Annotated in this window: 20 protein-coding genes; 7 read left to right on the top strand and 13 right to left on the bottom strand. The window is 64.6% G+C overall.

The features are described from left to right. Positions 1 to 38: 38 nt before the first annotated feature. Positions 39 to 1046 carry a porphobilinogen synthase gene (hemB, locus tag NKF27_RS17035; protein WP_253553583.1) on the top strand — a complete coding sequence of 336 codons (1008 nt, stop codon included), beginning with the start codon at positions 39 to 41 and terminating at the stop codon, positions 1044 to 1046. Between the two features lie 47 nt (positions 1047 to 1093). Then, positions 1094 to 3316: a polyphosphate kinase 1 gene (gene ppk1, locus NKF27_RS17040; protein WP_253553586.1), complete on the top strand. Its 2223-nt coding sequence runs from the start codon at positions 1094 to 1096 to the stop codon at positions 3314 to 3316. 342 nt (positions 3317 to 3658) lie between these two features. Here the strand turns inward: ppk1 and NKF27_RS17045 are convergent, their stop codons facing one another. Then, a complete protein-coding gene (locus tag NKF27_RS17045) occupies positions 3659 to 5794 on the bottom strand; it encodes a PhoX family phosphatase (protein ID WP_253553601.1) in 2136 nt (711 codons plus the stop codon). 324 nt (positions 5795 to 6118) lie between these two features. Here NKF27_RS17045 and NKF27_RS17050 point away from each other — a divergent pair, with 324 nt between their 5' ends. Further along, positions 6119 to 6841 (top strand): hypothetical protein, encoded by a 723-nt coding sequence (locus NKF27_RS17050; RefSeq protein ID WP_253553604.1) that lies wholly within the window; start codon positions 6119 to 6121, stop codon positions 6839 to 6841. A gap of 216 nt (positions 6842 to 7057) precedes the next feature. Here NKF27_RS17050 and NKF27_RS17055 read toward each other — a convergent pair whose 3' ends face one another. Both NKF27_RS17055 and NKF27_RS17060 read right to left on the bottom strand, forming a co-directional pair. Beyond that, positions 7058 to 7774 (bottom strand): DUF1989 domain-containing protein, encoded by a 717-nt coding sequence (locus tag NKF27_RS17055; protein WP_253553606.1) that lies wholly within the window; start codon positions 7772 to 7774, stop codon positions 7058 to 7060. A 235-nt stretch (positions 7775 to 8009) separates the two neighbouring features. Next, positions 8010 to 8720 (bottom strand): FMN-dependent NADH-azoreductase, encoded by a 711-nt coding sequence (locus NKF27_RS17060; RefSeq protein WP_253553609.1) that lies wholly within the window; start codon positions 8718 to 8720, stop codon positions 8010 to 8012. Positions 8721 to 8852: 132 nt separating this feature from the next. Here NKF27_RS17060 and NKF27_RS17065 point away from each other — a divergent pair, with 132 nt between their 5' ends. From NKF27_RS17065 to NKF27_RS17085, 3 genes are all read left to right on the top strand, one after another. Then, a complete protein-coding gene (locus NKF27_RS17065; protein ID WP_181248594.1) occupies positions 8853 to 9767 on the top strand; it encodes a LysR substrate-binding domain-containing protein in 915 nt (304 codons plus the stop codon). 230 nt (positions 9768 to 9997) lie between these two features. Then, positions 9998 to 10633 (top strand): lysozyme-like domain containing protein, encoded by a 636-nt coding sequence (locus tag NKF27_RS17070; protein WP_253028472.1) that lies wholly within the window; start codon positions 9998 to 10000, stop codon positions 10631 to 10633. 195 nt (positions 10634 to 10828) lie between these two features. Continuing rightward, positions 10829 to 10954: a hypothetical protein gene (locus NKF27_RS17085; protein WP_308812414.1), complete on the top strand. Its 126-nt coding sequence runs from the start codon at positions 10829 to 10831 to the stop codon at positions 10952 to 10954. 204 nt (positions 10955 to 11158) lie between these two features. Here the strand turns inward: NKF27_RS17085 and NKF27_RS17095 are convergent, their stop codons facing one another. From NKF27_RS17095 to rho, 7 genes are all read right to left on the bottom strand, one after another. Continuing rightward, positions 11159 to 12238: a 3-deoxy-7-phosphoheptulonate synthase gene (locus NKF27_RS17095; protein ID WP_253553623.1), complete on the bottom strand. Its 1080-nt coding sequence runs from the start codon at positions 12236 to 12238 to the stop codon at positions 11159 to 11161. A 316-nt stretch (positions 12239 to 12554) separates the two neighbouring features. After that, entirely contained in the window at positions 12555 to 12722 is a 168-nt protein-coding gene (locus tag NKF27_RS17100) for a hypothetical protein (RefSeq protein WP_253553637.1), read from the bottom strand. Between the two features lie 113 nt (positions 12723 to 12835). After that, on the bottom strand, positions 12836 to 12991 hold the full coding sequence (locus NKF27_RS17105; protein WP_181248593.1) for a hypothetical protein: 156 nt from the start codon (positions 12989 to 12991) through the stop codon (positions 12836 to 12838). Positions 12992 to 13072: 81 nt separating this feature from the next. Continuing rightward, positions 13073 to 13786 (bottom strand): dihydromonapterin reductase, encoded by a 714-nt coding sequence (gene folM, locus NKF27_RS17110; protein WP_253553651.1) that lies wholly within the window; start codon positions 13784 to 13786, stop codon positions 13073 to 13075. Beyond that, positions 13783 to 14562, bottom strand: a complete 780-nt coding sequence (locus tag NKF27_RS17115) for an NAD(P)H-flavin reductase (protein ID WP_108132291.1) — start codon at positions 14560 to 14562, stop codon at positions 13783 to 13785. The genes folM and NKF27_RS17115 overlap by 4 nt, the downstream gene beginning before the upstream one ends. Further along, positions 14559 to 16052 carry a 4-hydroxy-3-polyprenylbenzoate decarboxylase gene (gene ubiD / locus NKF27_RS17120; protein ID WP_045991170.1) on the bottom strand — a complete coding sequence of 498 codons (1494 nt, stop codon included), beginning with the start codon at positions 16050 to 16052 and terminating at the stop codon, positions 14559 to 14561. The genes NKF27_RS17115 and ubiD overlap by 4 nt, the downstream gene beginning before the upstream one ends. Positions 16053 to 16169: 117 nt before the next feature. After that, the gene (gene rho, locus NKF27_RS17125; protein WP_045991171.1) at positions 16170 to 17429 is read right to left on the bottom strand and encodes a transcription termination factor Rho; all 1260 of its coding nucleotides are present in this window, start codon (positions 17427 to 17429) and stop codon (positions 16170 to 16172) included. Positions 17430 to 17867: 438 nt separating this feature from the next. Here rho and ppx point away from each other — a divergent pair, with 438 nt between their 5' ends. Further along, complete coding sequence (ppx, locus tag NKF27_RS17130) at positions 17868 to 19427, top strand: exopolyphosphatase (protein ID WP_124803468.1); 1560 nt, start codon at positions 17868 to 17870, stop codon at positions 19425 to 19427. A gap of 82 nt (positions 19428 to 19509) precedes the next feature. On the opposite strand, the gene tilS is transcribed toward ppx, so the two are convergent. The 3 genes from tilS to dnaE form a co-directional block, all read right to left on the bottom strand. Further along, the gene (gene tilS / locus NKF27_RS17135; RefSeq protein WP_253553654.1) at positions 19510 to 20796 is read right to left on the bottom strand and encodes a tRNA lysidine(34) synthetase TilS; all 1287 of its coding nucleotides are present in this window, start codon (positions 20794 to 20796) and stop codon (positions 19510 to 19512) included. A 119-nt stretch (positions 20797 to 20915) separates the two neighbouring features. Next, on the bottom strand, positions 20916 to 21869 hold the full coding sequence (locus NKF27_RS17140) for an acetyl-CoA carboxylase carboxyltransferase subunit alpha (protein WP_253553657.1): 954 nt from the start codon (positions 21867 to 21869) through the stop codon (positions 20916 to 20918). 158 nt (positions 21870 to 22027) lie between these two features. Continuing rightward, complete coding sequence (gene dnaE, locus NKF27_RS17145; RefSeq protein ID WP_253553659.1) at positions 22028 to 25537, bottom strand: DNA polymerase III subunit alpha; 3510 nt, start codon at positions 25535 to 25537, stop codon at positions 22028 to 22030. Between the last annotated feature and the right edge of the window lie 11 nt (positions 25538 to 25548).

Raw genomic sequence — 25548 nt, forward strand, 5'->3', positions numbered from 1 at the left:
CGCGTGGCGCCGAATCCTTGCTTCCGTGGAGTGCCGTCTTGAGTGCCATTACCCCTCGTCTTTACCCCGCCAGCCGTCCTCGCCGCATGCGCAAGGACGACTTCTCCCGCCGCCTGATGCGCGAGAACCAGCTGAGTGCCGACGATCTGATCTGGCCAGTCTTCGTGCTCGAGGGCGAAGGCCGCCGCGAGGCTGTACCGTCCATGCCCGGGGTCGAGCGCCTGTCGCTGGACCTGTTGATCGAAGAGGCCCGCGAGGCCGTCGAGCTGGGCATTCCCGCCATTGCGCTGTTTCCGGTGGTCGACGCCGACAAGAAGAGCGAGCTGGCGGAAGAAGCCTACAGCGCCAGCGGCCTGGTCCAGCGCAGCGTGCGCGAGCTCAAGGCCGCCCTGCCCGAGCTCGGCGTGATCACCGATGTCGCCCTGGACCCCTACACCAGCCACGGTCAGGACGGCATCCTCGATGAAGACGGCTATGTGGCCAATGACCGCACCGTCGAGACCCTGATCAAGCAGGCGCTGTCCCATGCCGAGGCCGGGGCCGACGTGGTCGCCCCCTCCGACATGATGGACGGGCGTATCGGTGCCATCCGTGAACTGCTCGAGCGTGAAGGCCTGCCCAACACCCGCATCATGGCCTACAGCGCCAAGTACGCCTCACGCTACTACGGCCCCTTCCGCGATGCGGTGGGCTCGGCGGCCAACCTGGGCAAGGCCGACAAGTCGACCTACCAGATGGACCCCGCCAACAGCGACGAGGCCCTCCACGAGGTCGCCATGGACATCACCGAAGGTGCCGACATGGTGATGGTCAAGCCCGGCATGCCCTACCTGGACGTGGTCCGCCGGGTCAAGGACGAGCTGCGGGTGCCCACCTACGCCTACCAGGTGAGCGGTGAATACGCCATGCACATGGCCGCCTTCGACAACGGCTGGCTGGACCCTGACACTGTCATCCTCGAGTCGCTGATGTGCTTCAAGCGTGCCGGCGCCGACGGCGTGCTGACCTACTTTGCCAAACGCGCGGCCAGGCTATTGGCCCGCTGATCAGGGGAGGGAGCGGCGCCCTTCCCGAGCCCCGATGAGGAACCACCATGGAAGACGCGCAGAGCGACAACGCCACGATTGAACATGCGACCCTGGGCAAGTCCGACGTCTCGATGAGCGACGCGCCCCAGGCCGATACCCCGGTGCCGCGCCTTAACCAGACGCGCACCGGCATCAAGCCCAAGGCAATGCCGGACCCGGAGGCCGACCTCACTGACCCGAGCCTCTACTTCAATCGCGAGCTGTCGCATCTGCAGTTCAACATCCGGGTGCTGGAACAGGCGCTGGACCAGGCGCACCCGCTGCTCAACCGCCTGATGTTCCTGTTGATCTTCTCCTCCAACATGGACGAGTTCTTCGAGATCCGGGTGGCCGGACTGAAAAGCCAGCTGGCCCTGGGCGACGACTCCACCGGTGCCGACGGCCGCAGCCCACGTTCGGTGCTCGACGAGATCTCGAAGATCGCCCACGAGCACGTGGAGCGTCAGTACCGCATCCTCAACGAGCAGCTGATCCCTGCCATGGAAGCCCACAACATCCGCTTCCGTCGGCGTGGGGACTGGACCAAGCAGCAGCGCAAGTGGGTCCATGATTACTTCTCTACCGAGATCATCCCGGTGGTCAGCCCCATCGGGCTGGACCCCTCGCACCCCTTCCCGCGGCTGGTCAACAAGAGCCTCAACTTCATCGTCGAGCTCGAGGGCAAGGACGCCTTCGGCCGCGAGGGCGGCCTCGCCATCCTGCCGGCGCCACGTTCGCTGCCCCGGGTCATCGCGCTGCCGGAAGATCTGTGCGAGGAAGGCTTCACCGAGTACCTGTTTCTGTCGTCGATGATCCACGCCCACGCCGACGAGGTGTTCCCGGGGATGAAGGTCAAGGGCTGCTACCAGTTCCGTCTGACCCGCAACGCCGACATGACGGTCGATCCCGAAGAAGTCTCGGACCTGGCCTCGGCCCTGCGCGGCGAGTTGCTGGCCCGGCGCTACGGCAGCGGCGTGCGCCTGGAGGTGGCCGACAACTGCCCCGAGGAGCTCTCCGACTTCCTGATCAAGCAGTTCCAGCTCGAAGCCAGTGACCTCTATCGGGTCAATGGCCCGGTCAACCTGACCCGCATGATGTCGGTACTGGGTGACGCCGACCGGCCCGATCTGATGTACCGCTCCTTTACCCCCGGCGTGCCCAAGCAGGTCAAGCAACCCAACTCCATCATGCAGTCGATGCAGGAAGGCGACATCCTGCTGCACCACCCCTTCCAGTCGTTCACCCCGGTGGAGGACCTGCTGCGCGAGGCCGCCCGCGACCCCGACGTGCTGGCGATCAAGCAGACCCTGTATCGCACCGGTGCCGACTCACCCATCGTCAACGCCCTGGTCGAGGCCGCCGGCCACGGCAAGGAAGTGACGGTGGTCATCGAACTGCGCGCCCGCTTCGACGAAGCCGACAACCTGGCGCTGGCGTCACGCCTGCAGGAGGCCGGCGCCATCGTCATCTACGGGGTGATGGCCTACAAGACCCACGCCAAGATGATGCACATCGTGCGCCGCGAGAAGGGCGCGCTGCGCCACTACGCTCATCTCGGCACCGGCAACTATCACTCCAAGACGGCCAAGCTCTACACCGACTACAGCCTGCTCACCGCGGACCCGGTGCTGTGCGCCGACGTGCACAAGGTATTCCAGCAACTGTCCGGCATGGGCCGCACCCGCCAGATCGAGAAGCTGCTCCACGCCCCCTTCACCCTGCACGAACGGGTCGTGGAAATGATCGAGCGGGAGGCAAGCTACGCGCGCAAGGGCAAGCGCGCCCATATCATCGTCAAGTGCAACTCGCTGACCGAACCCAAGCTGATCCAGGCGCTCTACCGCGCCTCCCAGGCCGGCGTCGAGTGCGACCTGATCATCCGCGGCATGTGCTGCCTGCGCCCTGGCCTGCCCGGCATCTCCGAGAATATCCGGGTGCGCTCGGTGATCGGTCGCTTCCTCGAACACACCCGGGTGTTCCACTTCCACAACGACGGCAAGCCCGAGATATGGGGTTCCAGCGCGGACTTCATGGCGCGCAACATGTTCCATCGGGTCGAGACCTGCTTCCCGCTGCTCGACAAGAAGCTCGCCGCCCGGGTGCGCAAGGACCTCGAGACCTACCTGGTCGACAACTGCCAGAGCTGGCTGCTGCAGGCCGACGGCACCTACATCAAGCAGGACCCGGGCGAGGCCGCACCGATCTCCGCCCAGGAAACGCTGCTGTACGCCTACGCCGCTCGCGCTTGAATAACGCCCCGCATTGACGCGCCATCGGCGCGTCGATAACACCACCCAGGCCCCTCGCCAGCGACGCTGGCGAGGGGCTTTTTCATGTTGTCGTCATGTGTCCTGACGGCTGCCGGTTGCCGCTCGACCTGCGCCTTGGCCAACCCAAGCGGTTCCCGGACCAACCGCCTCCCGCTTCAGGCTGCCGATCATCCAGCCCTGAACACCCAGACCCTAGAAAAAACACCCCGGCTCCCTGAAAAGGGAGCCGGGGTGCTGGGGCGGCGCAAGACGTCAGACGTAGAGAACGCCCCTGGAGGTTGCCCGAAAGGCCGACGCAAGCCGACACCTTTCGGACACGTCCTAGACGCCGATCTGGCCGCCGTCTTCGCGCTGGATCACCACCGTGGCGGCGCGCGGCCGCACGCTGGCATCAGACGTCTGGGTCGCGTCGTCACTGGCCGGCCAGTTGCCCGGATGCTGGATATTGATAAACAGCGCGGTCTTGTCCGGCGTGGGGAAGATGCCAGTGACCTCGCAGCCGTTGGGGCCCACGCAGAAACGCTTGAGCTTGTCCTGGTTGGCCCAGGAGATCACCGCGGCGGCACCATCGGCACGCTCGAGCCCCGCCGGCACGACCGCCAGCACCTGGTCATTGGTGCTCTCGGTGACGCCCTCGTAGCCGTTGTCGGTCTGGATCCACAGGATGCCCTGGCCGTCGCCGCGCTCATCGAAGTAGAGCCCATCGGGACTGGCGAATTCGTTGTCTGCGGTCAGCCCGGACAGGTTGTTCTGGTCACTGGCCGCGGCACCGAACACGAATACCTCCCAGTCGAAGGCGGTGGCATCGCTGCCCTCGCGCCAGCGGATGATCTGACCGGCCTCGTTGTTCGCCCGCGGGTTGGCCGCATTGACCGGTGCCGTGGCGTAGCCGTTGCCCAGCGCGGTGATGTTGTCGCCGTCGCCGGTCAGGGTCGCCTCGGTGCCGTCTTCGGTACGCTTCGAGTTGTTGGTCAGGGTCATGTAGACCTCGCCGGTGGACGGGTCCACCGCGCCCCACTCAGGGCGATCCATTGGCGTGGCACCCATCAGGTCGGCGGCGTCACAGGTGTGGATGATCACCCCAGCCAGGTCATCGGCGTCGAGTTCGAGCGCCTCGGCCAGGGTACGGCCATCCTGGGTGGTGGCGTCCGGCGTCAGCGGCAGCCACTCGCCGCTGCCATCGGCGTTGAAGCGAGCGACGTAAAGGGTGCCGCTGTCCATGTACTTGTCACCGATCGCCAGGCGATCGGCCTCGGCGCCAGGAGCGATGGCATCCGCCGGGTCCCAGGCCGCCTCGGAGACAAACTTGTAGATGTACTCGTTGCGCGAGTCGTGACCGGAGTAGAACACCACCGGCTCGCCTGCTACCAGCTTGCCCGGCCAGCAGCCCTCGTGGCGGAAGCGGCCCAGCGCCGTGCGCTTGATCGCCTGCCTGCCGGTATAGGGGTCGATCTCGACGATATAGCCGAACTGACGCGGCTCGTTGCGGTAGTCACCGCTGGCGTCGTCGGCGACGGGGTCGCCGATCAGACGGGTAAATTCGTCGTCGCGTTCGCTGTCATCGCCCGCGGCGGTCTCCCAGCCGTAGCGCCCGCGCCCGCTGGCGATGCCAAGTCGGTCATCGTCCAGGGTACGGCCCTCGTTCTTGACGAAGTAGGCCGGCCAGTTCTCCTCGCAGGTGAGGTAGGTACCCCAGGGCGTGTAACCGTGGGCACAGTTGTTGTTGGTGCCGCGAGCCTGGGTGCCGCCCGGGGAATACCGGGTCTTGACGTAGTCGCTGCCCGCCACCGGCCCTGACAGGTGCATCGGGGTGGCGCTGGTGTAGCGACGGTTATGGGCGGAGCCCTTGACGTGGCTCCAGCGACCATCGGCGTCCTTCTTCACCTCGACCACGGTCACCCCGTGGGCGTTGATCTCGGTGCGCACCTCATCCGCCGGACGCTTGCCTTCGGTCATGTTGGTGGGGCCGCCCTGGGGCGCCCACAGCGCGTTCTCGTCGATGTATTCGTTGTTCATCACCAGCAGGAAGCGCTCGGAAGCCGTGCTCTCATCCAGCGCGAAAGGATGCATGCCGTCGTGATGCATGCCGACGCTGGCCGCCTGGGCCTGGGCCTGGGGCGTCATCGTCAGATCCTCGCTCCATTCGGGCGCGCTGTCGTCAAGCGGCGTACCCCAGGGCACCAGCACCTGGGCGGTATAGCCCGGCGGCACCACCACGGCGTCGCTGCGCGAACCGGCAATCGACTCGAAGGCCAGCGCCAGCGGCGTCTTGGCCATCCCTGACGACGGCTCGTTGGCGAAGGCCGAGAGACCAAAGCTTCCCAGCATGGTCATGGCCGCCATGCCCATGCCACCCTTCATCACCGCTCGCCGGGAAAGACGACGGTCGAGCACCGAGGAGAAGGGTTCATTACGGCTGGGGTTCAACAGACGATGATCTTCAATTTCCTTGCTCATTGCGCAGTCCTCTTCTTGCAGCCCTCTGTTCGCCGTCAAGGCGTGGGCTGTCGGTGCCAGTCACTGTTGCCGGCCTCGGGTATCGGAGGGGAAAGTCGATCACAGGGGCGACGGCGGTCCGCCGACAACACTAGGTAGTCCAGATGACACTCGTATGACGATAGACGAGGTTGACGCAGAGCACAGGAAGTAGCGCTATTGTAAAAAGAGTAACAGTTGGTGAAAGAAAATGGCTTCGCTCGTCGACACAGTGCACCAACAATCGCTATCGACAGGACCAGAACCATGTGGAATCTGGGACACCGACATCAGCGCATACTTCTTATGCCCCAACGCGCCCCTTCAGCCGACGAAGATCCCGAGCCTCGTTGGTACTGGGTCCACTGTGTCGATCAACAGAGCCTCGACCGGGGCAGCGCCGCCAATGTCCAATCGCTTTCATGCCTCGACCAGGCACTTCCCTGTTGTCTCGTCATACCGCCTCAATCGGTCACCCTGGTAACGCTGGACGGCGCCCTGGCCGAGGAGGTCGACAGCAGGGAGTCACTGGATGAACTGGTTGAGCGGGAGCTTTGCGTAATACCGCACACTCTCGCGCTCCATGTGCTCTATCGTGATGACAGCGCCCTGGATGTCATGGTGGTGCAGCGTACCCTGCTGGCCCAGTGCAGCCGACGCCTGGGACGCCATCACCTCTCGCCCCGCTGGTGGGCCAGCGCCTTCCAGGGTCTGCCGCCGCCCGAACCCGACACCCTGGGCGTGCTGCCCTGGGGCGACGACTGGATGCTGAAGTGGCGCCACCCCGAGGCCCCGGAACGGGAACGCTGGCTGTGCTGGCCCAAGAGCCAGGACATGGAGGACCTGAGCGACCTTCTTCCGGAGCGTCTGCGCGAGTCGCCCTGGAATTGCCCACTGGCCCCCCAGGCCGTCACCGGCCTCGACTGCCTGGACTTCTGTGCCCGCCACTTGCCCGTAGACCTGCCGCTGGTGCCCTCGGACATTGAAGGCGAGGGTCAGCCAAGGGAGAGGGAACCCGAGCCCGCGTAGAGGCAGCGTGATCGCTATCGCTAAACTTCGCTGCCACTGGCCCAAAAAACGTGTAGAGGCGTTTGAAGCGACGAGAGGGAATGCTGAAGTCATATCGTGAGCGATGACGAGCCGGATGCCGCCGGAGCGCAAAGGCTGGAGTTTACCTTCGACGGAATGAGAACCTTTAGCGCCGGCGGCGGAGTTGCAGTGCATCGCCATCTATCCCGTGTTTCTTCAATCTCCGAGCATGACTCCTATACTTTCCGTTTGGCTACCAACTCCGTTGACCGCCGTAATATCCTGGGGACAGCATGACATGACTACGCAACAGGTCATCATTGCCTTGAACACGATCCTGTCGTCTCTTTTGGCCACGGGTGGCACAAATGTCAGTGAGCCATCACCATCAAGTGGAACATTCATCCACACATTGAATGGTGATGGAACATGCGAAACCTCCTTGCCGATGGCAAGCAATGCCATTCGAAGATTATCAACACAGTTGTCATGGTATTCGCTTACGCCAAGCTGTCTATAGCGATTGATATCGCAGGCGGCAATCAATGTGTCATGCACCCCAGGCGAAGTATCTTCCACTAGTTCCAGCATCTCGTTTCTTCTATTGGAAACCATACTGTCACCGACAACCGGCACCAAGCGCCCAAGATGGGTTCGAGTATGTTCCATGGATAGAAATTCGTCTGGATCACTCGTATTGAAAGCCCACATATCGCAGACCTGCAATCCACTTACGTTAATCAGCGTAAGCATCTGCCCTTTTTCCAGTACAACGGCAGCGCCACACCTCGCGGGAATGAAATAGACCTTTCCTGGCTGCAGAACACCATTGCGCGCAAGCGGTTGGCTCACTGACAACTGTTTTTCTTCCAGCGCACCGAAAGAAGCCGCCAGATCAGGCTCCCTATCTCTACTTATATAACCACCCATCATCCACCTCGCTCACTGATTTTTCCGACTTATCATGAAGAATACATTGTTGGAAATCAGACACTCCCTCTCACCACATCGGCCCTCTGACGGCGAGACGCGCAAATCTCTCATCCCGCGAGACTATTCTTATTTCAAGTTCTGCAATACAGACGTTTGCTGGACAGGGAATCACATCTGTTGCCGAGCATCTGGTACCCAGCAGGGGACGATCGTAGAAGCGGTCACGGAGGTGCGCTCACCCCGAGACTGGATCGGAAACAACGCGAGGAACGTCCAGACTGGCCGCCAGCCTGTCGACCAACGCCTCAACGCGTTGCTCCGCCTGAATCAGAGACTGCTGCAGCCGCTCGTCGGCAAACTCGTCATACTCCACGGCGATGCTGTGCAACTCCTCTATGCCGAGATAGGCGAAAACGGTACGCAAGTGTGGTTCGACGTGGTTGATGTGCTCCATTCGCTCACCAGGCTCGTAGCCATAGTCACCCCGTGCACCAAGCACCACCAAGCGCTTGCCCATGGCGCTCAGCATCGGCCAGTAGGGCAAGCCTGGGCGGGAGCGATCAAAGCCGAAAGTCCGCCCGACTCGCACGATATTGTCGATATAAGCCTTGAATCCGGCCGGAACGCCGAAGTTGTACATCGGGACGCCAGCGATGATCAGATCCGCCTCGAGCAGTTCGTCGACCAGGGAATCACTCTCCGCGAGAACCTCGTGCATCCAACTATCCCGCGCTTCCGGCTTGGTGAAGGCGGCATGAATCCAATCACCGCTGACAGGACGAGGCGGCTGCTGGCCGACATCGCGATAGACGACCCTGTCGTCAGGACGTACCCGTTGCCACTGTGTGACGAAGTGGGCGCTGAGGCGTCTCGAATGCGATCCGTGGGGTTGACTACCGGAAAGTCCGGAGCGTGCGCTGGCATCAAGGTGCAACAGTGTGGCCATGAAGATTCTCCTTTGGGATTAGTACCGCTCATGCTTGGTGGAGCACGAACGACAGAATCTTCCAATCGATTCGGGCCGACAAACGATCTATTCTTTGCAGATGCACAAAAATTTTTTATCCATAGGGATGTGATGCAACGACGCCGACTACCACTATCGCAGTTGCGTGCTTTTGAGGCGGCAGCACGTCACCGTAGTTTCAAGGGGGCGGCTGAAGAGCTGGCGGTAACGCCCGCCGCGATCAGCCACCAGGTACGTGAACTGGAAAGCTGGCTCGGCGTAGCGCTATTCGAGCGTCGCACCCGCCAGGTGATCCCGACCGACGCGGCAACGGAGCTTTCTCCCGTGCTACGCCAGGGCTTTGACGCCTTCGCCGAGGCATTGGAAAGTCTGCTCAAGCGAACGACACCCGCCAGCGTCACCCTCTCCTGCACTCCGGCCTTCGCCAGCCAGTGGCTGCTTCCTCGACTGACCGACTTTCATTCGACGAATCCCGATATCGCCTTGAATATCCATGCCAGCGAGAGCGTGCTTGATCTAACGCATGGAACCCGCCTGGCGATTCGTTACGGTATGGGCCCCTATCCGGACCATGAGGTGGTGACCCTGGCGACCGATCGCATTGCCCTGGTCGCCAGCCCGCAACTCCAGCTGGCTGGCGTCGACGACCTCAGGGGTGTTCGTCATATCGATTTCGACTGGTACTGTCCGAACCTTGGCCTGCCCGGCTGGGCTCAGTGGTGTCAGGCGTTGGGGTCTACCCCTGCCGTGCTGGGGCCTCGACTCGCCTTCTCCGAAGAAAGTCACGCGATCCAGGCCGCTATCTCCGGTCAGGGCGTGGCCCTGCTGGGCTTGACCCTGGTGCAGGATGAGATCGCTCGTGGTGTGCTGGAGGTGCCATTCGGCCCGTTTCTACCGGGACTGCACTACCACCTGATCAGGAGCCAAACAATGTCCGACAATGCCATCCTCGACAAGGTGGTGGTTTGGCTTCAACAGGCGTTTTCAGCGGCAACCGCTACCATAGGCGAACAACAGGCACCTTGATGCAACCCGTTTGCCTTCCCGCAAGAAATGACCGTCCTGGCCTTGAGCGTGGCGCTGGATGATCGAACTCAGACGTCATCGGACATCGAAGGCGTTCGCCCCATCGCCCCCTCTCCGATGACCCGAAGCAGCCGGTGGGACATGTGAGGATGACCCGACACTGCACGGGAGGGCATACTGGGGGCGATATCACTGAACGGGAAAATGTTGTGAAACGGGCCATGCCAGGGATGCGGTCTGCTCTACTCACTACGGTGCTTGCCGCGGCGCTTGTTACTCTCAGCGGCTGCGCCGCCTTCGCCCCGGCGCCGCCGAGCCATCAGGACAATCTGTGCGAGATCTTTCGCCAGCAGCCTGACTGGTACGACGCCACCCAGGCCTCTTATGAAAAGTGGGGCACGCCCCCCTGGACCCAGATGGCCTTCATCAAGCGCGAGTCGTCGTTTCGCAGCCACGTCAGGCCGCCACGTACCAAGTTGCTGGGCTTCATTCCGTGGACGCGCCCGTCCTCGGCCTACGGCTATGCCCAGGCCCAGGATCCGGTATGGGGCGAATACGACGATGACGCCGGCGGGCTGTTCGCCAGTCGCACCGACATGGACGACGCCACCGACTTCATCGGCTGGTACAACGCCCGCACGCGGCGCATGACGGGGGTGTCACTGTCCAACCCCGAGCACCTGTACCTGGCCTACCACGAAGGCCAGGGCGGCTATCAGCGCGGCAGCTACCGCGCCAAGCCGGCGGTGCAACGCGCGGCGCGGGAGGTGGCCAGCACCGCTTCCCGCTACCGCAGCCAACTGGCAGCCTGCGAGGCGGAATTCCGCTGCGACAGCTTCTATCAGGTATGGCCCTTCTGCCGCTGAGTCAGGTGGCCACCCACCATGCTTCCCGCTACAGCAGCCAACTGGCGGCCTGCGAGGCGGAATTCCGTTGCGACAGCTTCTATCAGGTATGGCCCTTCTGCCGCTGAGTCAGGTGGCCACCCACTCTGCTTCCCGCTACCGCGGCCAACTGGCGGCCTGCGAGGCGGAATTCCGCTGCGACAGCTTCTATCAGGTATGGCCCTTCTGCCGCTGAGTCAGGTGGCCACCCACTATGCTTCCCGCTACCGCAGCCAACTGGCAGCCTGCGAGGCGGAATTCCGCTGCGACAGCTTCTATCAGGTATGGCCCTTCTGCCGCTGAGTCAGGTGGCCACCCACCATGCTTCCCGCTACAGCAGCCAACTGGCGGCCTGCGAGGCGGAATTCCGCTGTGACAGCTTCTATCAGGTATGGCCCTTCTGCCGCTGAGTCACGTCCCCCACCCGCGGCGCGAGCCAGTTACGCCGGACAAAAACGACCAGAGGCCCGAAAGGGCCTCTGGTCTGGTTCGTTCGCATCGTCGGGCTCAACCCTGCTGGGCAAGACGCTCGGCAGCCAGGCTCAACAGGTGTTCGGTGGTCTCCCAGCCGATGCAGGCGTCGGTGACCGAGACACCGTAGCGCAGCTTGCCGGGCTCCAGGGGTTGTTTGCCCTCGTTCAGATGGCTTTCGAGCATCACCCCGATCAGCGAGGTGTCACCGGCCAGGCGCTGGGCCAGCACCTCGAGCAGGACTTCGCTCTGACGGCGATGGTCCTTGCGTGCGTTGGCGTGGCTGCAGTCCACCATCAGCCGCGGCGGCAGGCCGGTGCCGATCAGCGCCTTCCTGGCGGCGGCGACCGCATCGACCCCGTAGTTGGGCTCACCGTGGCCGCCCCGCAGCACCACATGGGTGTAGGGGTTGCCGGCGGTCTCGCGCATGACCGGCTGCCCCTGCTCGCCCACCGCGAAGTGCTGGTGGGGGTGGGCGGCCGAGCGCATGGCGTCCAGTGCCACCTGGACGTCGCCGCTGGTGGCGTTCTTGAAGCCGACCACCGCGCCGATGCCACTGGCCATCTCGCGATGCAGCTGGGATTCGGTGGTGCGTGCACCGATCGCGACCCAGGCCAGCAGGTCCTCCAGGTAGGGCGCGATCATCGGCTGCAGGATCTCGGTGGCCACCGGCAGGCCCAGCTCGACGATCTCGCGCATCAGCTGGCGTGACAGCTCGAGCCCACGCGCCATGTCGCCCTTGCCATCCAGGTCCGGGTCATAGGCCAGGCCCTTCCAGCCCACGGTGGTGCGGGGCTTCTCGACGTACACCCGCATCACCACCAGCACTCGATCACGGATGCTGTCGGCCAGGGAGGCCAGGCGCCGGGCGTATTCAAGCGCCGACCTGGGATCATGGATCGAACAGGGCCCGACCACCGCCAGCAGGCGATCATCACGACCCTCGAGAATGTCACGGATCTGCTGACGCTGAGCGTCGACGCGATCGCTCAGGGTCGTCTCGAGTGGGCACTGGCGCTTGAGCGCCTGCGGGGTCGGCAGGGTCATCTGGGGGGCGGTCTCTTGCGTCGCGGCAGCGTTGAGGTCGGCGGTGGCAAGCGAAAGGCTGGCGGTCATGGTATCAGCTCCGTGTGGTCGTACATCGTTGGGTGCGTCGACCACCGAGGCGCTCACGGTCGGAGGTGGCCAGTTGGGCCGACCGCGCGTCGATAAATCGCCAGCTATCGCCATAGGCATAGCCATGGGAAATGGTGCTGGCGAAGAGTCGATATGCGGTCATGTCATTGCTCCGGTTGCCTGCCTTTCGCAGGTGAGTGCTACTGAGTGAAAACGTCTGGCCACACAAACAAGGAACCCCCGGACGGGCAGCCGTCCGGGGGTTCTGGGAGGCGGCCCTGGGGGGGGAGCGCCTCGCGAGTGCCAGATACTTGGATCAGGCCTCGCGCACCAGCGCCCCGGTATCAAACCAATACCAGGAAAAGCTGGGCCAATAAAAGGACACCGCGTCCGCATGCACACAATCCGAACCCAAGACGGCACCGACGAGGGCGCTGTCGCTGCCACCGGGTCGGGGTCGGGTCGGGTTTGCGTGCTCGGTCATCGGTGTCTCCTCGAATCTTGTTTCATCCTGCCCCGCGCCGGAGCAAATGGCAACCCCTGTGCACGGGCAGGAAAAGCGCGGTGCAGTCGACCATGGTCGACTGACGCCCCTGGCTAGCCTGTCGCCAGCTGCACCCAGCCGATGGTCGCCGGCAGACAGGTCATGCCGACCATCACCACCAGGCCGAGAAAGATCGTCAGGAATCCGCTTTCGTCATGAAAGCCGTCGTGAGAGCTGTCACCATGCAGGTCGTCGTCGTGATGGGCCATGGGTCGCCTCCTTGTGATGTTGTTGTCAGGGTCATCCAGAGTCTAGGGGGATTCCTCGGGTCAGGCGAGTCCGCCGGCGATTCAGCGCAGGTGGCGGCCACCGTCCACGGCCAGGGTCGTCCCGGTCACATAGCGGTTGTCGAGCAGGTAGCGCAGGCTCTGGTAGATGACCCCTGGCCCCGGCACCATGTCCATCGCCGACTTGGCCCTGGCCTTGGCGGCATAGGCCTCGTCATCGCCCTGATTGAGCATGATCAGCGCGGGTGCAATGGCGTTGACCTGGATCTCTGGGGCATAACGCGCGGCGAAGGACAGCGTCAGATTGTCGAGCCCGGCCTTGGTGGCGGCGTAGGCGGCGTGCTTGCGCGAGCCCTTCTGCACCACATAGTCGGTCATGTGGACGATGTCCCGCTGGGGCTCGCTGCAGGCGTCGAGCAAGGGCTTGGCGTGGAGGTTGATCAGGTAAGGCGCCAGCATATGGATACGGAACAGCCGCTCGAAGGCGGCCCCGGCATCCTCGCCATCGCTGTCCGGTGCCCAGTCGCTGGCGTTGTGGACGATGGCACGCAAGGCGTCTGTCTCGACCTTGAGCCGCTCCAGGAAGTCGAGGATACCGTCTTCGCTGGAGAAGTCCGCCTGGAGGGTGACGATGCCGCGCTCGCGCATGGCCTCGAGCTCCGGGCGCTCGCGGCGATAGCTGATGATCACCGGCTGGCCGTCCTGTACCAGGCGCTCGGCGCAGTGACGCCCCAGACGCTGGGCGCCACCGGTAATCAGGATCGGCGACGCGCTCATGACTGCTTTTCCCCGACCAGGCTACCGACCACCGGCACCAGAGGGTCGCGTGGCGCGTAGGCGAAGACGTCCGAGAACACCCGTGACGGGTCCAGCCCCAGCGAGGCGAGCACGTCGACACAGGCATAGACCATGCCGGGCGAGCCCGACAGATAGACGTCGTGGCCCGACACATCGCCAAGCTCGGCGGCGAGTGCGGCGTCGATACGGCCATGATGGGCGTGCACCCGCTCGTCGGCGAAGCCTTGCTCGAAGCCTTCCTCGCAGACCGCGTGGAAGCTGACCTTATCGGACTCGGCGACCCACTGCCGGGCCAGGCTCTCGGCGTACAGATCACGGCGTTCCTTGGCCGCCCACCACAGGCTGATGGAGCGCTCGGGGTTGGCGTGGAGCGCCGCCTCGACGATCGCCTTCATCTGGGCGAAGCCGGTACCGGCGGCGATCAGCGTCAGCGGACGATCGCTTTCACCATCCAGCACGCAGTCGCCCCCCGGCAGACGCACGGTCAGGTGCTGGGCCTCGACCAGCATGGCCCTGAGCTGGGCCGAGTTGGAGCGTTCGGGCCAGTGCTGAATATGCAGCTCGAGTCGCCCATCGTCACGATGGCGGCTGGCGATGGAAAAGGGCACCCAGCAGTCATCGTCCAGGCACATTTCCAGGTACTGGCCCGGGGCATGGGCCATGGCCTCGGCGCGTCCTTCCAGAATCACGCGAAACACGTCAGGGGTGAGGTCCTCGACCTCGATGACCTGGCAGGTCAGGGTCCTTGCCGTCATGTCGACCTCTTGTTGCTGTCGGGGAGAGGAATGTCGAATTCGTCCCAGCGCTCGCTGACCCGGGACTTGATGCTGTCGTCCATGGCAATCGCCACGCCCCACTCCCTGTCCGTTTCACCCGGCCACTTGCTGGTGGCGTCCAGGCCCATCTTGGAGCCGAGCCCAGCCACCGGAGAGGCGAAATCGAGGTAGTCGATCGGGGTGTTCTCGACCATCACGGTGTCGCGGGCCGGGTCCATACGGGTGGTGATGGCCCAGATCACGTCCTCCCACTGGCGAGCGTCGACGTCATCATCCAGCACGACCACGAACTTGGTGTACATGAACTGACGCAGGAAGCTCCATACCCCCATCATTACCCGCTTGGCGTGGCCCGGGTACTGCTTTTTCATGGTCACGACCGCCATGCGGTAGGAGCAGCCTTCCGGGGGCAGATAGAAGTCGACGATCTCAGGGAACTGGCGGCGCAGGATCGGCACGAACACCTCGTTCAAGGCGAGCCCGAGGATCGCAGGCTCGTCCGGTGGACGTCCGGTGTAGGTGGAGTGGTAGATGGCGTCCTTGCGCATGGTCATGCGCGTCACGGTGAACACCGGAAAGGTCTCCACCTCGTTGTAGTAGCCGGTATGGTCGCCGTAGGGACCTTCCGGCGCGGTATCATCGGGGTACAGGAAGCCCTCGAGGATGATCTCGGCAGACGCCGGCACCTGCAGGTCGGCGTGACCGCAGTTGACCAGTTCGGTGCGCGAGCCACGCAGCAGCCCGGCGAAGGCGTACTCGGACAGCGAGTCAGGCACCGGGGTCACCGCCCCCAGAATGGTCGCCGGGTCGGCGCCCAGCGCCACCGCTACGGGGAAGGGCTCGCCGGGGTGCGCCTGCTGGAATTCCTGGAAGTCCAGCGCGCCGCCACGATGGGACAGCCAGCGCATGATCAGGCGGTTCTTGCCGAGCTTCTGCTGGCGATAGATACCGAGATTCTGACGACTCTTGTGCGGGCCCTTGGTGATCACCAGCGGCCAGGTCACCAGGGGGGCGGCATCACCGGGCCAGCAGTGCTGGATTGGCAGTCGATCCAGGTCCACCTCATCGCCCTCGAAGACTCGCTGCTGGACCGGTGCCGAGCGCACGGTCTTGGGACCCATGCTCATGATCTGCTTGAAGATCGGCAGCTTTTCCCAGGCATCGCGAAAGCCCTTGGGAGGTTCCGGCTCCTTGAGAAAGGCCAGCAGCTCACCGACCTCGCGCAGCGCCTCCACCGAGTCCTGGCCCATGCCCATGGCGACGCGTTTGGGGGTGCCGAAAAGGTTGCCGAGCAGCGGCATTTCGCTGCCCTTGACGTTCTCGAACAACAACGCAGGGCCACCGGCGCGCAGGGTGCGATCGCAGATCTCGGTGATCTCGAGATAGGGGTCCACCTCGGCGGTCACCCGCTTGAGTTCGCCGGCGGCCTCGAGACCCGCGATAAAGTCACGCAAGTCACCATATTTCATGCGATTGCCTCGCTCCCCTGAACACAAAAGGGGCAGCATAGCATGCTGCCCCTCGTCTTGACCTCGGTCACCTGGACCTTGCGTCTGGCGACCGCCCAGGCGCGGCGTTGGCCAACGCTAGCGGCGCTTCATCGCCTCGAAGAATTCGAGGTTGGTCTTGGTGTCCTTGAGTCGGTCGATCAGGAACTCGGTGGCCGCGGTATCGTCCATCGGGTTGAGCAGCTTGCGCAGGATCCACATGCGCTGCATCTCCTCGTCGGAGGCGATCAAGTCCTCACGACGGGTGCCGCTGCGGCGGATGTTGAGCGCGGGATAGACGCGACGCTCGGCCAGACGGCGATCCAGGTGGGCTTCCATGTTACCGGTGCCCTTGAACTCCTCGAAGATCACCTCGTCCATCTTGGAGCCGGTGTCCACCAGGGCCGTGGCGATGATGGTCAGGCTGCCGCCTTCCTCGATGTTACGCGCGGCACCGAAGAAGCGCTTGGGCTTTTCCAGGGCATGGGCGTCGACACCACCGGTCAGCACCTTGCCGGATGACGGCACCACGGTGTTGTAGGCGCGCGCCAGACGGGTGATGGAATCGAGCAGGATGACCACGTCCTTCTTGTGCTCGACCAGACGCTTGGCCTTCTCGATCACCATCTCGGCCACCTGGACGTGACGCGCCGGCGGCTCGTCGAAGGTCGAGGCGACCACTTCGCCGCGCACGGTGCGCGACATCTCGGTGACCTCCTCGGGGCGCTCGTCGATCAGCAGCACGATCAACTGGCACTCGGGGTTGTTACGCGTGATCGAGGTGGCGATGTTCTGCAACATCAGCGTCTTACCCGCCTTGGGCGGCGACACGATCAGGCCACGCTGGCCCTTGCCGATGGGTGCGGTCAGGTCGATGATGCGCGCGGTCAGATCCTCGGTGGAACCATTGCCGATCTCCATGCGCAGACGGTCCTGCGGAAACAGCGGCGTGAGGTTCTCGAACAGGATCTTGTGCTTGGCGTTCTCCGGCCGGTCCAGGTTGATCTGGCTGACCTTCAACAGCGCGAAGTAGCGCTCGCCTTCTTTCGGCGGGCGAATCTTGCCGGAGATGGTGTCGCCCTTGCGCAGGTTGAAGCGCCGGATCTGGGACGGCGACACATAGATATCGTCGGGGCCGGCCAGGTAGGAGCTGTCGGCGCTGCGCAGGAATCCGAAACCGTCCTGAAGGATCTCCAGCACGCCATCGCCGAAGATGTCTTCGCCGCTCTTGGCGTGCTTCTTCAGGATGGCAAAGATGATGTCCTGCTTGCGGGACCGGGCCAGGTTGTCGATACCCATCTCGCGGGCGATATCGAGAAGCTCCGGCACGGGCTTTTGCTTGAGTTCGGTCAGATTCATCAGAGTTCAGAAATTACTCGTGGAAGCCGGGCGGCAAGGCGCCGAGGGGCGAAAAGACACGCCGATTGAGTGCGTTCAGAGCCCGAGGCTGCTCGTGCGAGGCCAGGTAAAGATAATAGGGCCATTGACTGGATTCTCCGGAGGGGAGATCCACGCCAGCGTCTGGACGAGGGAGCAGGTTCATTCGCCGTTGCCAGCGTCTCGCGGGCTTGGGCCGGGGCCTTGGCCGGGAGCGGAGCTGACGTCGTGCGGGCTGTCTGACGACTTGGGATGGTCACGTCGCGGCGGCGGCGCGACCGGGAAAACACATTCGAAACAGGCGAATGACCCGATACTAGACAAGCCGGAAGGGGAACGCAAGCCCCGTGGCGGACCCGGATCATTGACATCCCCCGGGGCGAAACGCAACCTTGATCCATCTCCAGTGAAGGACCCGCCATGAATCAACCCTCGGATACGCTCAGCACCCTGCGCGAGTCGCCCCACGACGCCACCAAGGACCCCGCCCGCCTGGCCGCCATCGACCTGGGCTCCAACAGCTTTCACCTGCTGGTGGCCAACTATCAGGATGACCGGCTGCAGGTGGTGGCGCGGCTGGGCGAAAAGGTCCAGCTGGCGGCGGGCCTGGACGACGACGGCTACCTCAACGAGGACGCCATGACACGGGCGCTGGACTGCCTGGCTCGCTTTGCGCCCTTTCTCGAGGGCATCCCCGCCTCGCGTATGCGGGTGGTGGGCACCAACGCCCTGCGCGATGCCCACAATAGCCAGGAGTTGATCGACCGCGCCGAGGCCATGCTCGGCACGCGCATCGAGATCATCGCCGGGCGCGAGGAGGCACGCCTGATCTACCTCGGCGCGGCCCACGCCCTGGCCGAGAACGGGCGCCGGCTGATCGTCGATATCGGCGGCGGTTCCACCGAGTTCATCATCGGCGAACAGTTCGAACCCAAGGCGCTGGAAAGCCTGTCAATGGGCTGCGTGACCTTTACCCGACGCTTCTTCGGCGACGGCGATATCAGCGAAAAACGCATGCGCAACGCCGAACTCGCGGCGCTGTCGGAACTGGCCAATATCCGCAGACCCTACCAGCGTCTGGGCTGGGATGACCCGGTGGGCTCCAGCGGCACCATCAAGGCGGCGGCGGCGGTAATGCACGCGGCAGGCGACGCGCCGGAAGGAGTGATCACCCGCGACGGTCTGGCCAAGTTGAGAAAGCGCCTGATCAAGACCAAGCAGCTCGACAAGGTCTCCATGGACGGGCTCAAGGCCGATCGTGCCCGGGTCTTTCCCGCCGGCGTCGCGATTCTGTGCGCGATCTTCGAGGCCTTCGACCTCAGCGAAATGCGCTACGCCGACGGCGCCCTGCGTGAAGGGGTGCTCTACGACATGGCCGGCCGCAACAGTCCCGAGGACTCGCGTCTAAAGAGCCTGGAGACCCTGGCCCGCTACAACGCCGTCGACGTTCGCCAGGCCGACAATGTGGCCGCCTCGGCCAAGGCGCTGTTCGCCCAGGTCGCCGGCGACTGGGGGCTCGATGAGGAACGTGGCCGCTATCTGGAGTGGGCCGCCTGGGTGCACGAGATCGGCCAGTCGATCTCGCACAGCCAGTTCCATCGCCACGGCGCCTATCTGCTCGAGCACTCGGATCTGGCCGGCTTCTCGCGCCCGGAACAGCGCCTGCTGGCCTTCCTGGTGCGCGCCCACCGGCGCAAGTTCCCGAGCAAGGAATGGCAGCTGCTGCCGAAGGCCGAACAGCGCGACAGCCAGCGCCTGGCACGCCTGCTGCGACTGGCGGTGATCCTCAACCATTCGCGCCCGGAGCAGCCGCCGGCGACGCCGCGGCTCGAGGTGGACGGCGAGGTCCTGCATCTGCACTACCAGGGCGGCGACGAGCCCGGCCTCTTGTGCACCGACCTGGAACGCGAGGCCGACTACCTGGCCAATACCGACTTCGCGCTCAAGCTGCACGCAGGCGCCGCCCACGCCGAAGCCTGAGCCCTCTCACCAGGTCTTTGGCCAGAAGCCCTTGGCCAACCCATCAGCCGGCCGCCCATCAGCCGGCCCCAGGCGTCGCCCGTCAGGGCGACGCCGTCCAGCCCTCGGCCAGGGCGATCCAGCACCCCCTGCCGGCGTCCAGCGCCGCCACGCAGCGCTCGCCCTGCCACACCACCAGCACCTGGGCACGCCGCCAGGGCGGCACACCGGCCTCCTGCAACAGCCGCTTCAGGTCGCGGCTTCCTCGCCCGGCAAGCCTCAGCCGTTCGCCGCCCTGGCGCGGGCGCAGCCACAAGGGCAGCGACGTTTCCTCCGCCGGCCTCGGCAGCTTTATTGGCACACCGGCGACCACCAGGGCGCTCCCTGGAGACCAGGGGCCTTCGGCAACCTCCAGCGGCTCTCCGGCACCCTCCCCCATCAGCCACAACGCACCGCGCCAGAGCCGCGCCTCTGCCCCGGGCCAGCTCACCTTGACCTCGGCGTCACGCCGGGCATGGCATTGCTCGAGCAGCTCGTCGAGCCGTGCCCCCGGTGCCGGCGCAAGTCCCAGCCGACGCAGGCACAGCCCGATCAACCAGCGCTGACGGCGCCGTGACAGCGACAGCAGGCTCTCGAGTTCCAGCCTGGCGGGGTCGCCACCCAGCCGCGCCAGGTCCTCAAGCGCGTATTCGTCCAGCAGTGCCGCCGCCTCGCCGGCATGCCGTGCACTCGCCGCCAGGGCGTCCGCGGCGTCGGGCCAGCGCTGCGCCAGCGCCGGCACCACCTCATGACGCAGATAGTTGCGATCGAACTCGCGACTGGCGTTGCTAGGGTCCTCGGCCCAATCGAGCCCGTGACGCCGGGCTTCGGCTTCCAGTTCGCTTCGCCGGACCTCCAGCAAGGGGCGCTCGATCGAAAGGCCACGCTCCTCACGCCTCTCCGGCATGGCGGCAAGGCCCGCAACGCCTGCTCGCCTGAGTGCGGCCAGCAGCAGCGTCTCGGCCTGGTCATCACGGTGCTGGGCCAGCCACAGCACATCACCGGCGTCCAGGCATTCGACGAAGGCGTCGTAGCGCGCCTGGCGCGCCGCCGCCTCCAGGCCCTTGCCGGAGGTACGGTCCACCCTTGCCCGGACGACCTCGAGGGTTACCCCCAGCTGCGCGCATAGCCTGCGACAGTGGCGCTCGAAGTCATCCGCCGCCGCCTGCAGGCCATGGTGCACGTGGATCGCCCGCAATCGGCGCGACCGCTGCCCGCAGACCCTTGCCGCCAGCGCCAGCAGCACGCAGGAGTCGAGCCCGCCGGACAGCGCGATCCACAACGACCGCTCCGGCGGCACCCGGTCGAGGGCCCGCTCGATTCGCGCTTCAAGGGTGGGAGACGTCGGCATGTCGGCGATTCCTGAGGGTCAGGGTGGGCGGTGGCACCTACTATGCATACGGCCCCCATCGCAGGACGATGGGGGCCGCAGGAACAACGCTGGACGCAGGGAGCTTGCCCGCACGTCACTTACGCCGGGGCGCCATAGCTCATCAGACGCTCGTAGCGACGCTCGAGCAGCGCCTCGGTGTCCATGGCGTCGAGGCGCTCCAGGCTTTCGCCGATGGCGTCGCGCACCCGGGTGGCGGTTTCATGGGGGAAACGATGGGCGCCGCCCAGGGGTTCCTTGATCAGGGTGTCGACGAAGCCCAACTCCTTGAGTCGGCTGGCGGTGATTCCCATGGCCTGGGCGGCGTCGCTGGCCCGCTCGGCGCTCTTCCACAGGATCGAGGCACAGCCTTCCGGCGAGATCACCGAGTAGGTCGAGTATTCGAGCATCATCAGCTCGTCGCAAACGCCGATGGCCAGGGCACCACCGGAACCGCCTTCTCCCACCACGGTGGAAATGATCGGCGTCTCAAGCCGCGACATCACCGCCAGATTGTAGGCGATGGCCTCGCTCTGGCCGCGCTCCTCGGCGTCGATGCCAGGGTAGGCGCCAGGGGTGTCGATAAAGGTCAGCACCGGCATCTTGAAGCGCTCGGCCATCTCCATCAGACGGCAGGCCTTGCGATAGCCTTCCGGCCGCGGCATGCCGAAGTTGCGGCGCACCTTCTCCTTGACGTCGCGGCCCTTCTGGTGGCCGATGATCATCACCGGACGATCATTGAGTCGCGCCACACCGCCGACGATGGCAGCGTCATCGGCGAACTCGCGATCACCGTGCAGTTCGTCGAAGTCAGTGAATACGTGCTCGAGGTAGTCCAGGGTGTAGGGACGCTGGGGATGGCGCGACAGCTGGGATACCTGCCACGGCGACAGGTCCTTGAAGATCGACTCGGTGAGCTTGCGGCTCTTTTCCTCGAGTCGGGAGATTTCGTCCGCCAGGCTGACCTGGCTGTCGTTGCCGACCAGACGCAGTTCTTCGATCTTGGCCTGCAGTTCGGCGATGGGCTGTTCGAAATCGAGATAGTTGGGATTCATGGGCCAGCCTTGTGGTCATGGTCAGGCGGGCGCGACGCAGTCGTCGCAAGCCCACCCATGGCAAAGAAAAAGTGGTGTGCATTATCGCACCCTGACCGGGCCACGCAAGGCGCAGCGGGTCAAGATCGTCGTAGAGGCGCCCTCGCAACCCCGCGCCGCTAGCGATACTTGAGGCGGACGCCGTCCTGGCCCTCGACCTCACGCAGCGCGATCAGCAGGTCGTCGGATGGCAGCACCTTCCACTGCTCGTCGAGTTCGAGCCAGCCGGTGGCCTCCAGATTGCGGTAGCGCAGGCGCACCGGTAGGCCTTCCTGGTGACGATGAGGCTCGAGGCTCGTGCGCAGGCTGTCGATCAGTCGACCGTTGGCCTCACGACCATCCACCGAGACTTCCACCGCCTGACCGAAGCGCGAGCGCGCCTGGACCATGGGGGTGACCTCCTTGCCGCGCAGGCGCAGGCCGCCGGAGTAGTCGTCGCTGGACACCTCGCCTTCGATGATCAGCACCTCGGCGTTGTCGAGCTGCTCGCGCACGCTGTCGTAGAGCTCACCAAACAGCGACGCCTCGATGCGTCCGGTACGGTCGTCCAGGGTCACGAACGCCATGGTGTCGCCACGCTTGGACTTCATGGTGCGCTGGGCCACCACCAGGCCGGCAACGCGCTGGGGCTCGCGGGACGGTTTCAAGTCGGCGATGCGGGTCGAGACGAAGCGCGAAAGCTCTTCCTCGTATTCATCGATGGGATGGCCGGTCAGGTAGAGGCCCAGGGTGTCCTTCTCGCCGGCCAGGCGCTCGCGGTCGCTCCACTCACGCACGCGCAGATAGTCGGCGTAGGGATCGCTGGCGCTGTCGTCCTCGTCCGGGGCGAAGGCCTCGCCAAACAGATCCATCATCCCGGCGCTCTGGTTCTTGTGGCTCTGGGCCGCGGCCTTCAGGGCGTCATCCAGCGAGGCGGCCAGCACGGCGCGGTTGGGCCCCAGGTTGTCCAGCGCCCCGGAGCGGATCAAGGCTTCCAGGGTGCGCTTGTTCATGCGCTTGGGGTCGATCCGCCGACAGAAGTCGAACAGGTCGCTGAAGGGGCCGTCTGCGCTGCGCGCCTCGACGATGGCGCCGATGGGACCTTCGCCCACCCCACGGATCGCGCCCAGGCCGTAGACCACCCGCCCCTCTTCATCGACGGTGAACTTGTAGCCACCGACATTGACGTCCGGCGGGGTCACCGTCAGCTTGAGGTGACGACACTCCTCGATCAGCGGCACCACCTTGTCGAGGTTGTCCATCTCGGTGGACATTACCGCCGCCATGAAGGGACCCGGATAGTGGGCCTTGAGCCAGGCGGTCTGGTAGGACACCAGGGCGTAGGCGGCGGAGTGCGACTTGTTGAAGCCGTAGCCGGCGAACTTCTCCACCAGGTCGAAGATGTTGCCCGCCAGGTCGGCATCGATGCCGTTGGCCGCGCAGCCCTCCATGAAGCCGGCGCGCTGCTTGGCCATCTCTTCCGGCTTCTTCTTGCCCATGGCACGACGCAACAGGTCGGCCTGGCCCAGCGAGTAGCCGGCCATCACCTGGGCGATCTGCATCACCTGCTCCTGGTACAGGATGATGCCGTAGGTGGGCTGCAGCACCGGCTTGAGCAGTTCGTGCTGGTAGTCCGGGTGCGGATAGGAGATCTCCGCCCGACCGTGCTTGCGGTTGATGAAGTCGTCGACCATGCCGGACTGAAGCGGACCGGGACGGAACAGCGCCACCAGGGCGATCATGTCCTCCAGCGAGTCCGGCAGCAGGCGCTTGATCAGCTCCTTCATGCCGCGGGATTCGAGCTGGAACACGGCGGTGGTCTCGGCCTTCTTGAGCATCTCGAAGGTCTTGCCGTCATCCAGCGGAATGGTGTCGATATCGAGCGGTCCCTGGCCCTCCTTCGAGCGCACCTTGTCGACCATCTCCAGGGCCCAGTCGATGATGGTCAGGGTACGCAGGCCAAGAAAGTCGAACTTGACCAGGCCGGCGTCCTCGATATCGTTCTTGTCGAACTGCACCACCAGGCCGGAGCCGTCTTCATCGCACAACAGCGGCGAGAAGTCGGTCAGCTTGGTGGGGGCGATCACCACGCCACCGGCGTGCTTGCCGGTGCCTCGGGTCACGCCCTCGAGCTTGAGCGCCATGTCCCAGATTTCCTGGGCCTCCTCGTCGGCCTCGAGGAACTCCTTGAGCTGAGGCTCCTCCTCGATGGCCTTGGCCAGGGTCATGCCGACCTCGAAGGGGATCAGCTTGGACAGCTTGTCACCCAGCGAATAGGGCTTGCCCTGGGCCCGGGCCACGTCGCGAACCACCGCCTTGGCCGCCATGGTGCCGAAGGTGACGATCTGGGACACCGCGTTGCGGCCATAGCGCTCGGCCACGTAGTCGATGACCCGGTCGCGCTTCTCCATGCAGAAGTCGACGTCGAAGTCGGGCATGGAGACACGTTCCGGGTTGAGGAAGCGCTCGAACAGCAGGTCGTACTGGATCGGGTCGAGGTCGGTGATCTTCTGGGCGTAGGCCACCAGCGAGCCGGCACCGGACCCCCGCCCCGGCCCCACCGGCACGTCGTTGTCCTTGGCCCACTGGATGAAGTCCATCACGATCAGGAAGTAGCCAGGGAACCCCATCTGCAGAATGATGTTCAGCTCGAAGTCCAGGCGCTCGCGGTAGCGTTGCTCGAGGGCCGCCCATTCGTCGCTGTCGCGGGGGTGCTGCGCCACCGGATAGAGCGCCTCGAGGCGCTCGGTCAGACCGTCGTGGGAGATCTTGCGGAAGAACTCGTCCTGGGTCATGCCCTCGGGGATGCCGTACTCCGGCAGGAAGATCTCGCCCAGACGCACGTCGACGTTGCAGCGCGCGGCGATCATCACGCTGTTTTCCAGCGCCTCGGGGATATCGGCGAACAGCTCGGCCATCTCCTGGGGCGACTTCAGGTACTGCTCTTCGGTGTAACGGCGCTCACGACGGGGATCGTCGAGCGCCTTGCCCTCACCGATGGAAACCCGGGTCTCGTGGGCCCAGAAGTCCTCGCGCTTCAAAAAGCGCACGTCGTTGGTGGCCACCACCGGCACCCCGGTGTCCAGCGCCAGCGCCACCGAGGCGTGTACGCAGTCTTCTTCCAGCGGACGGCCGGTACGGGTCAGCTCCAGATAGAAACGTCCCGGGAAGGCCTGGCACCAGTCGTCCAGCAGGCGCCTGGCATCGGCGTGAAGATCGCTGAGCAGGTGGCGACCGACATCCCCGTCGCGCCCTCCCGACAGCGCAATCAGCCCCTCGTTCTGCTCGAGCACCCAAGCCTTCTCCAGGTAGGCCCGCCCCTGGCGCTGGCCCTCGACCCAGCCACGCGAGATCAGCTCGGTCAGATTGCGGTAGCCGACGTCGTTCATCGCCAGCAGGGTCACCCGATAGGGGTGATCCAGGTCGTGGCCGTTGACCAGCCACAGATCTGCGCCGATGACCGGCTTCATGCCGGCGCCCTGGACACCGTTGTAGAACTTCACCAGGCCGAACAGGTTGGCCTCGTCGGTCAGCGCCAGCGCCGGCGCCCCGTGCTCGATGCCCGCCTTGACGTACGGCTTGAGGCGCACCAGGCCATCGACAAGGGAGAACTCGCTGTGGACGCGAAGATGAACGAAGGGAGCGGACATGAGAAAGCCTT

The sequence above is a fragment of the Halomonas sp. DN3 genome (genome assembly GCF_024137905.1).
Taxonomy (GTDB): domain Bacteria; phylum Pseudomonadota; class Gammaproteobacteria; order Pseudomonadales; family Halomonadaceae; genus Halomonas; species Halomonas litopenaei.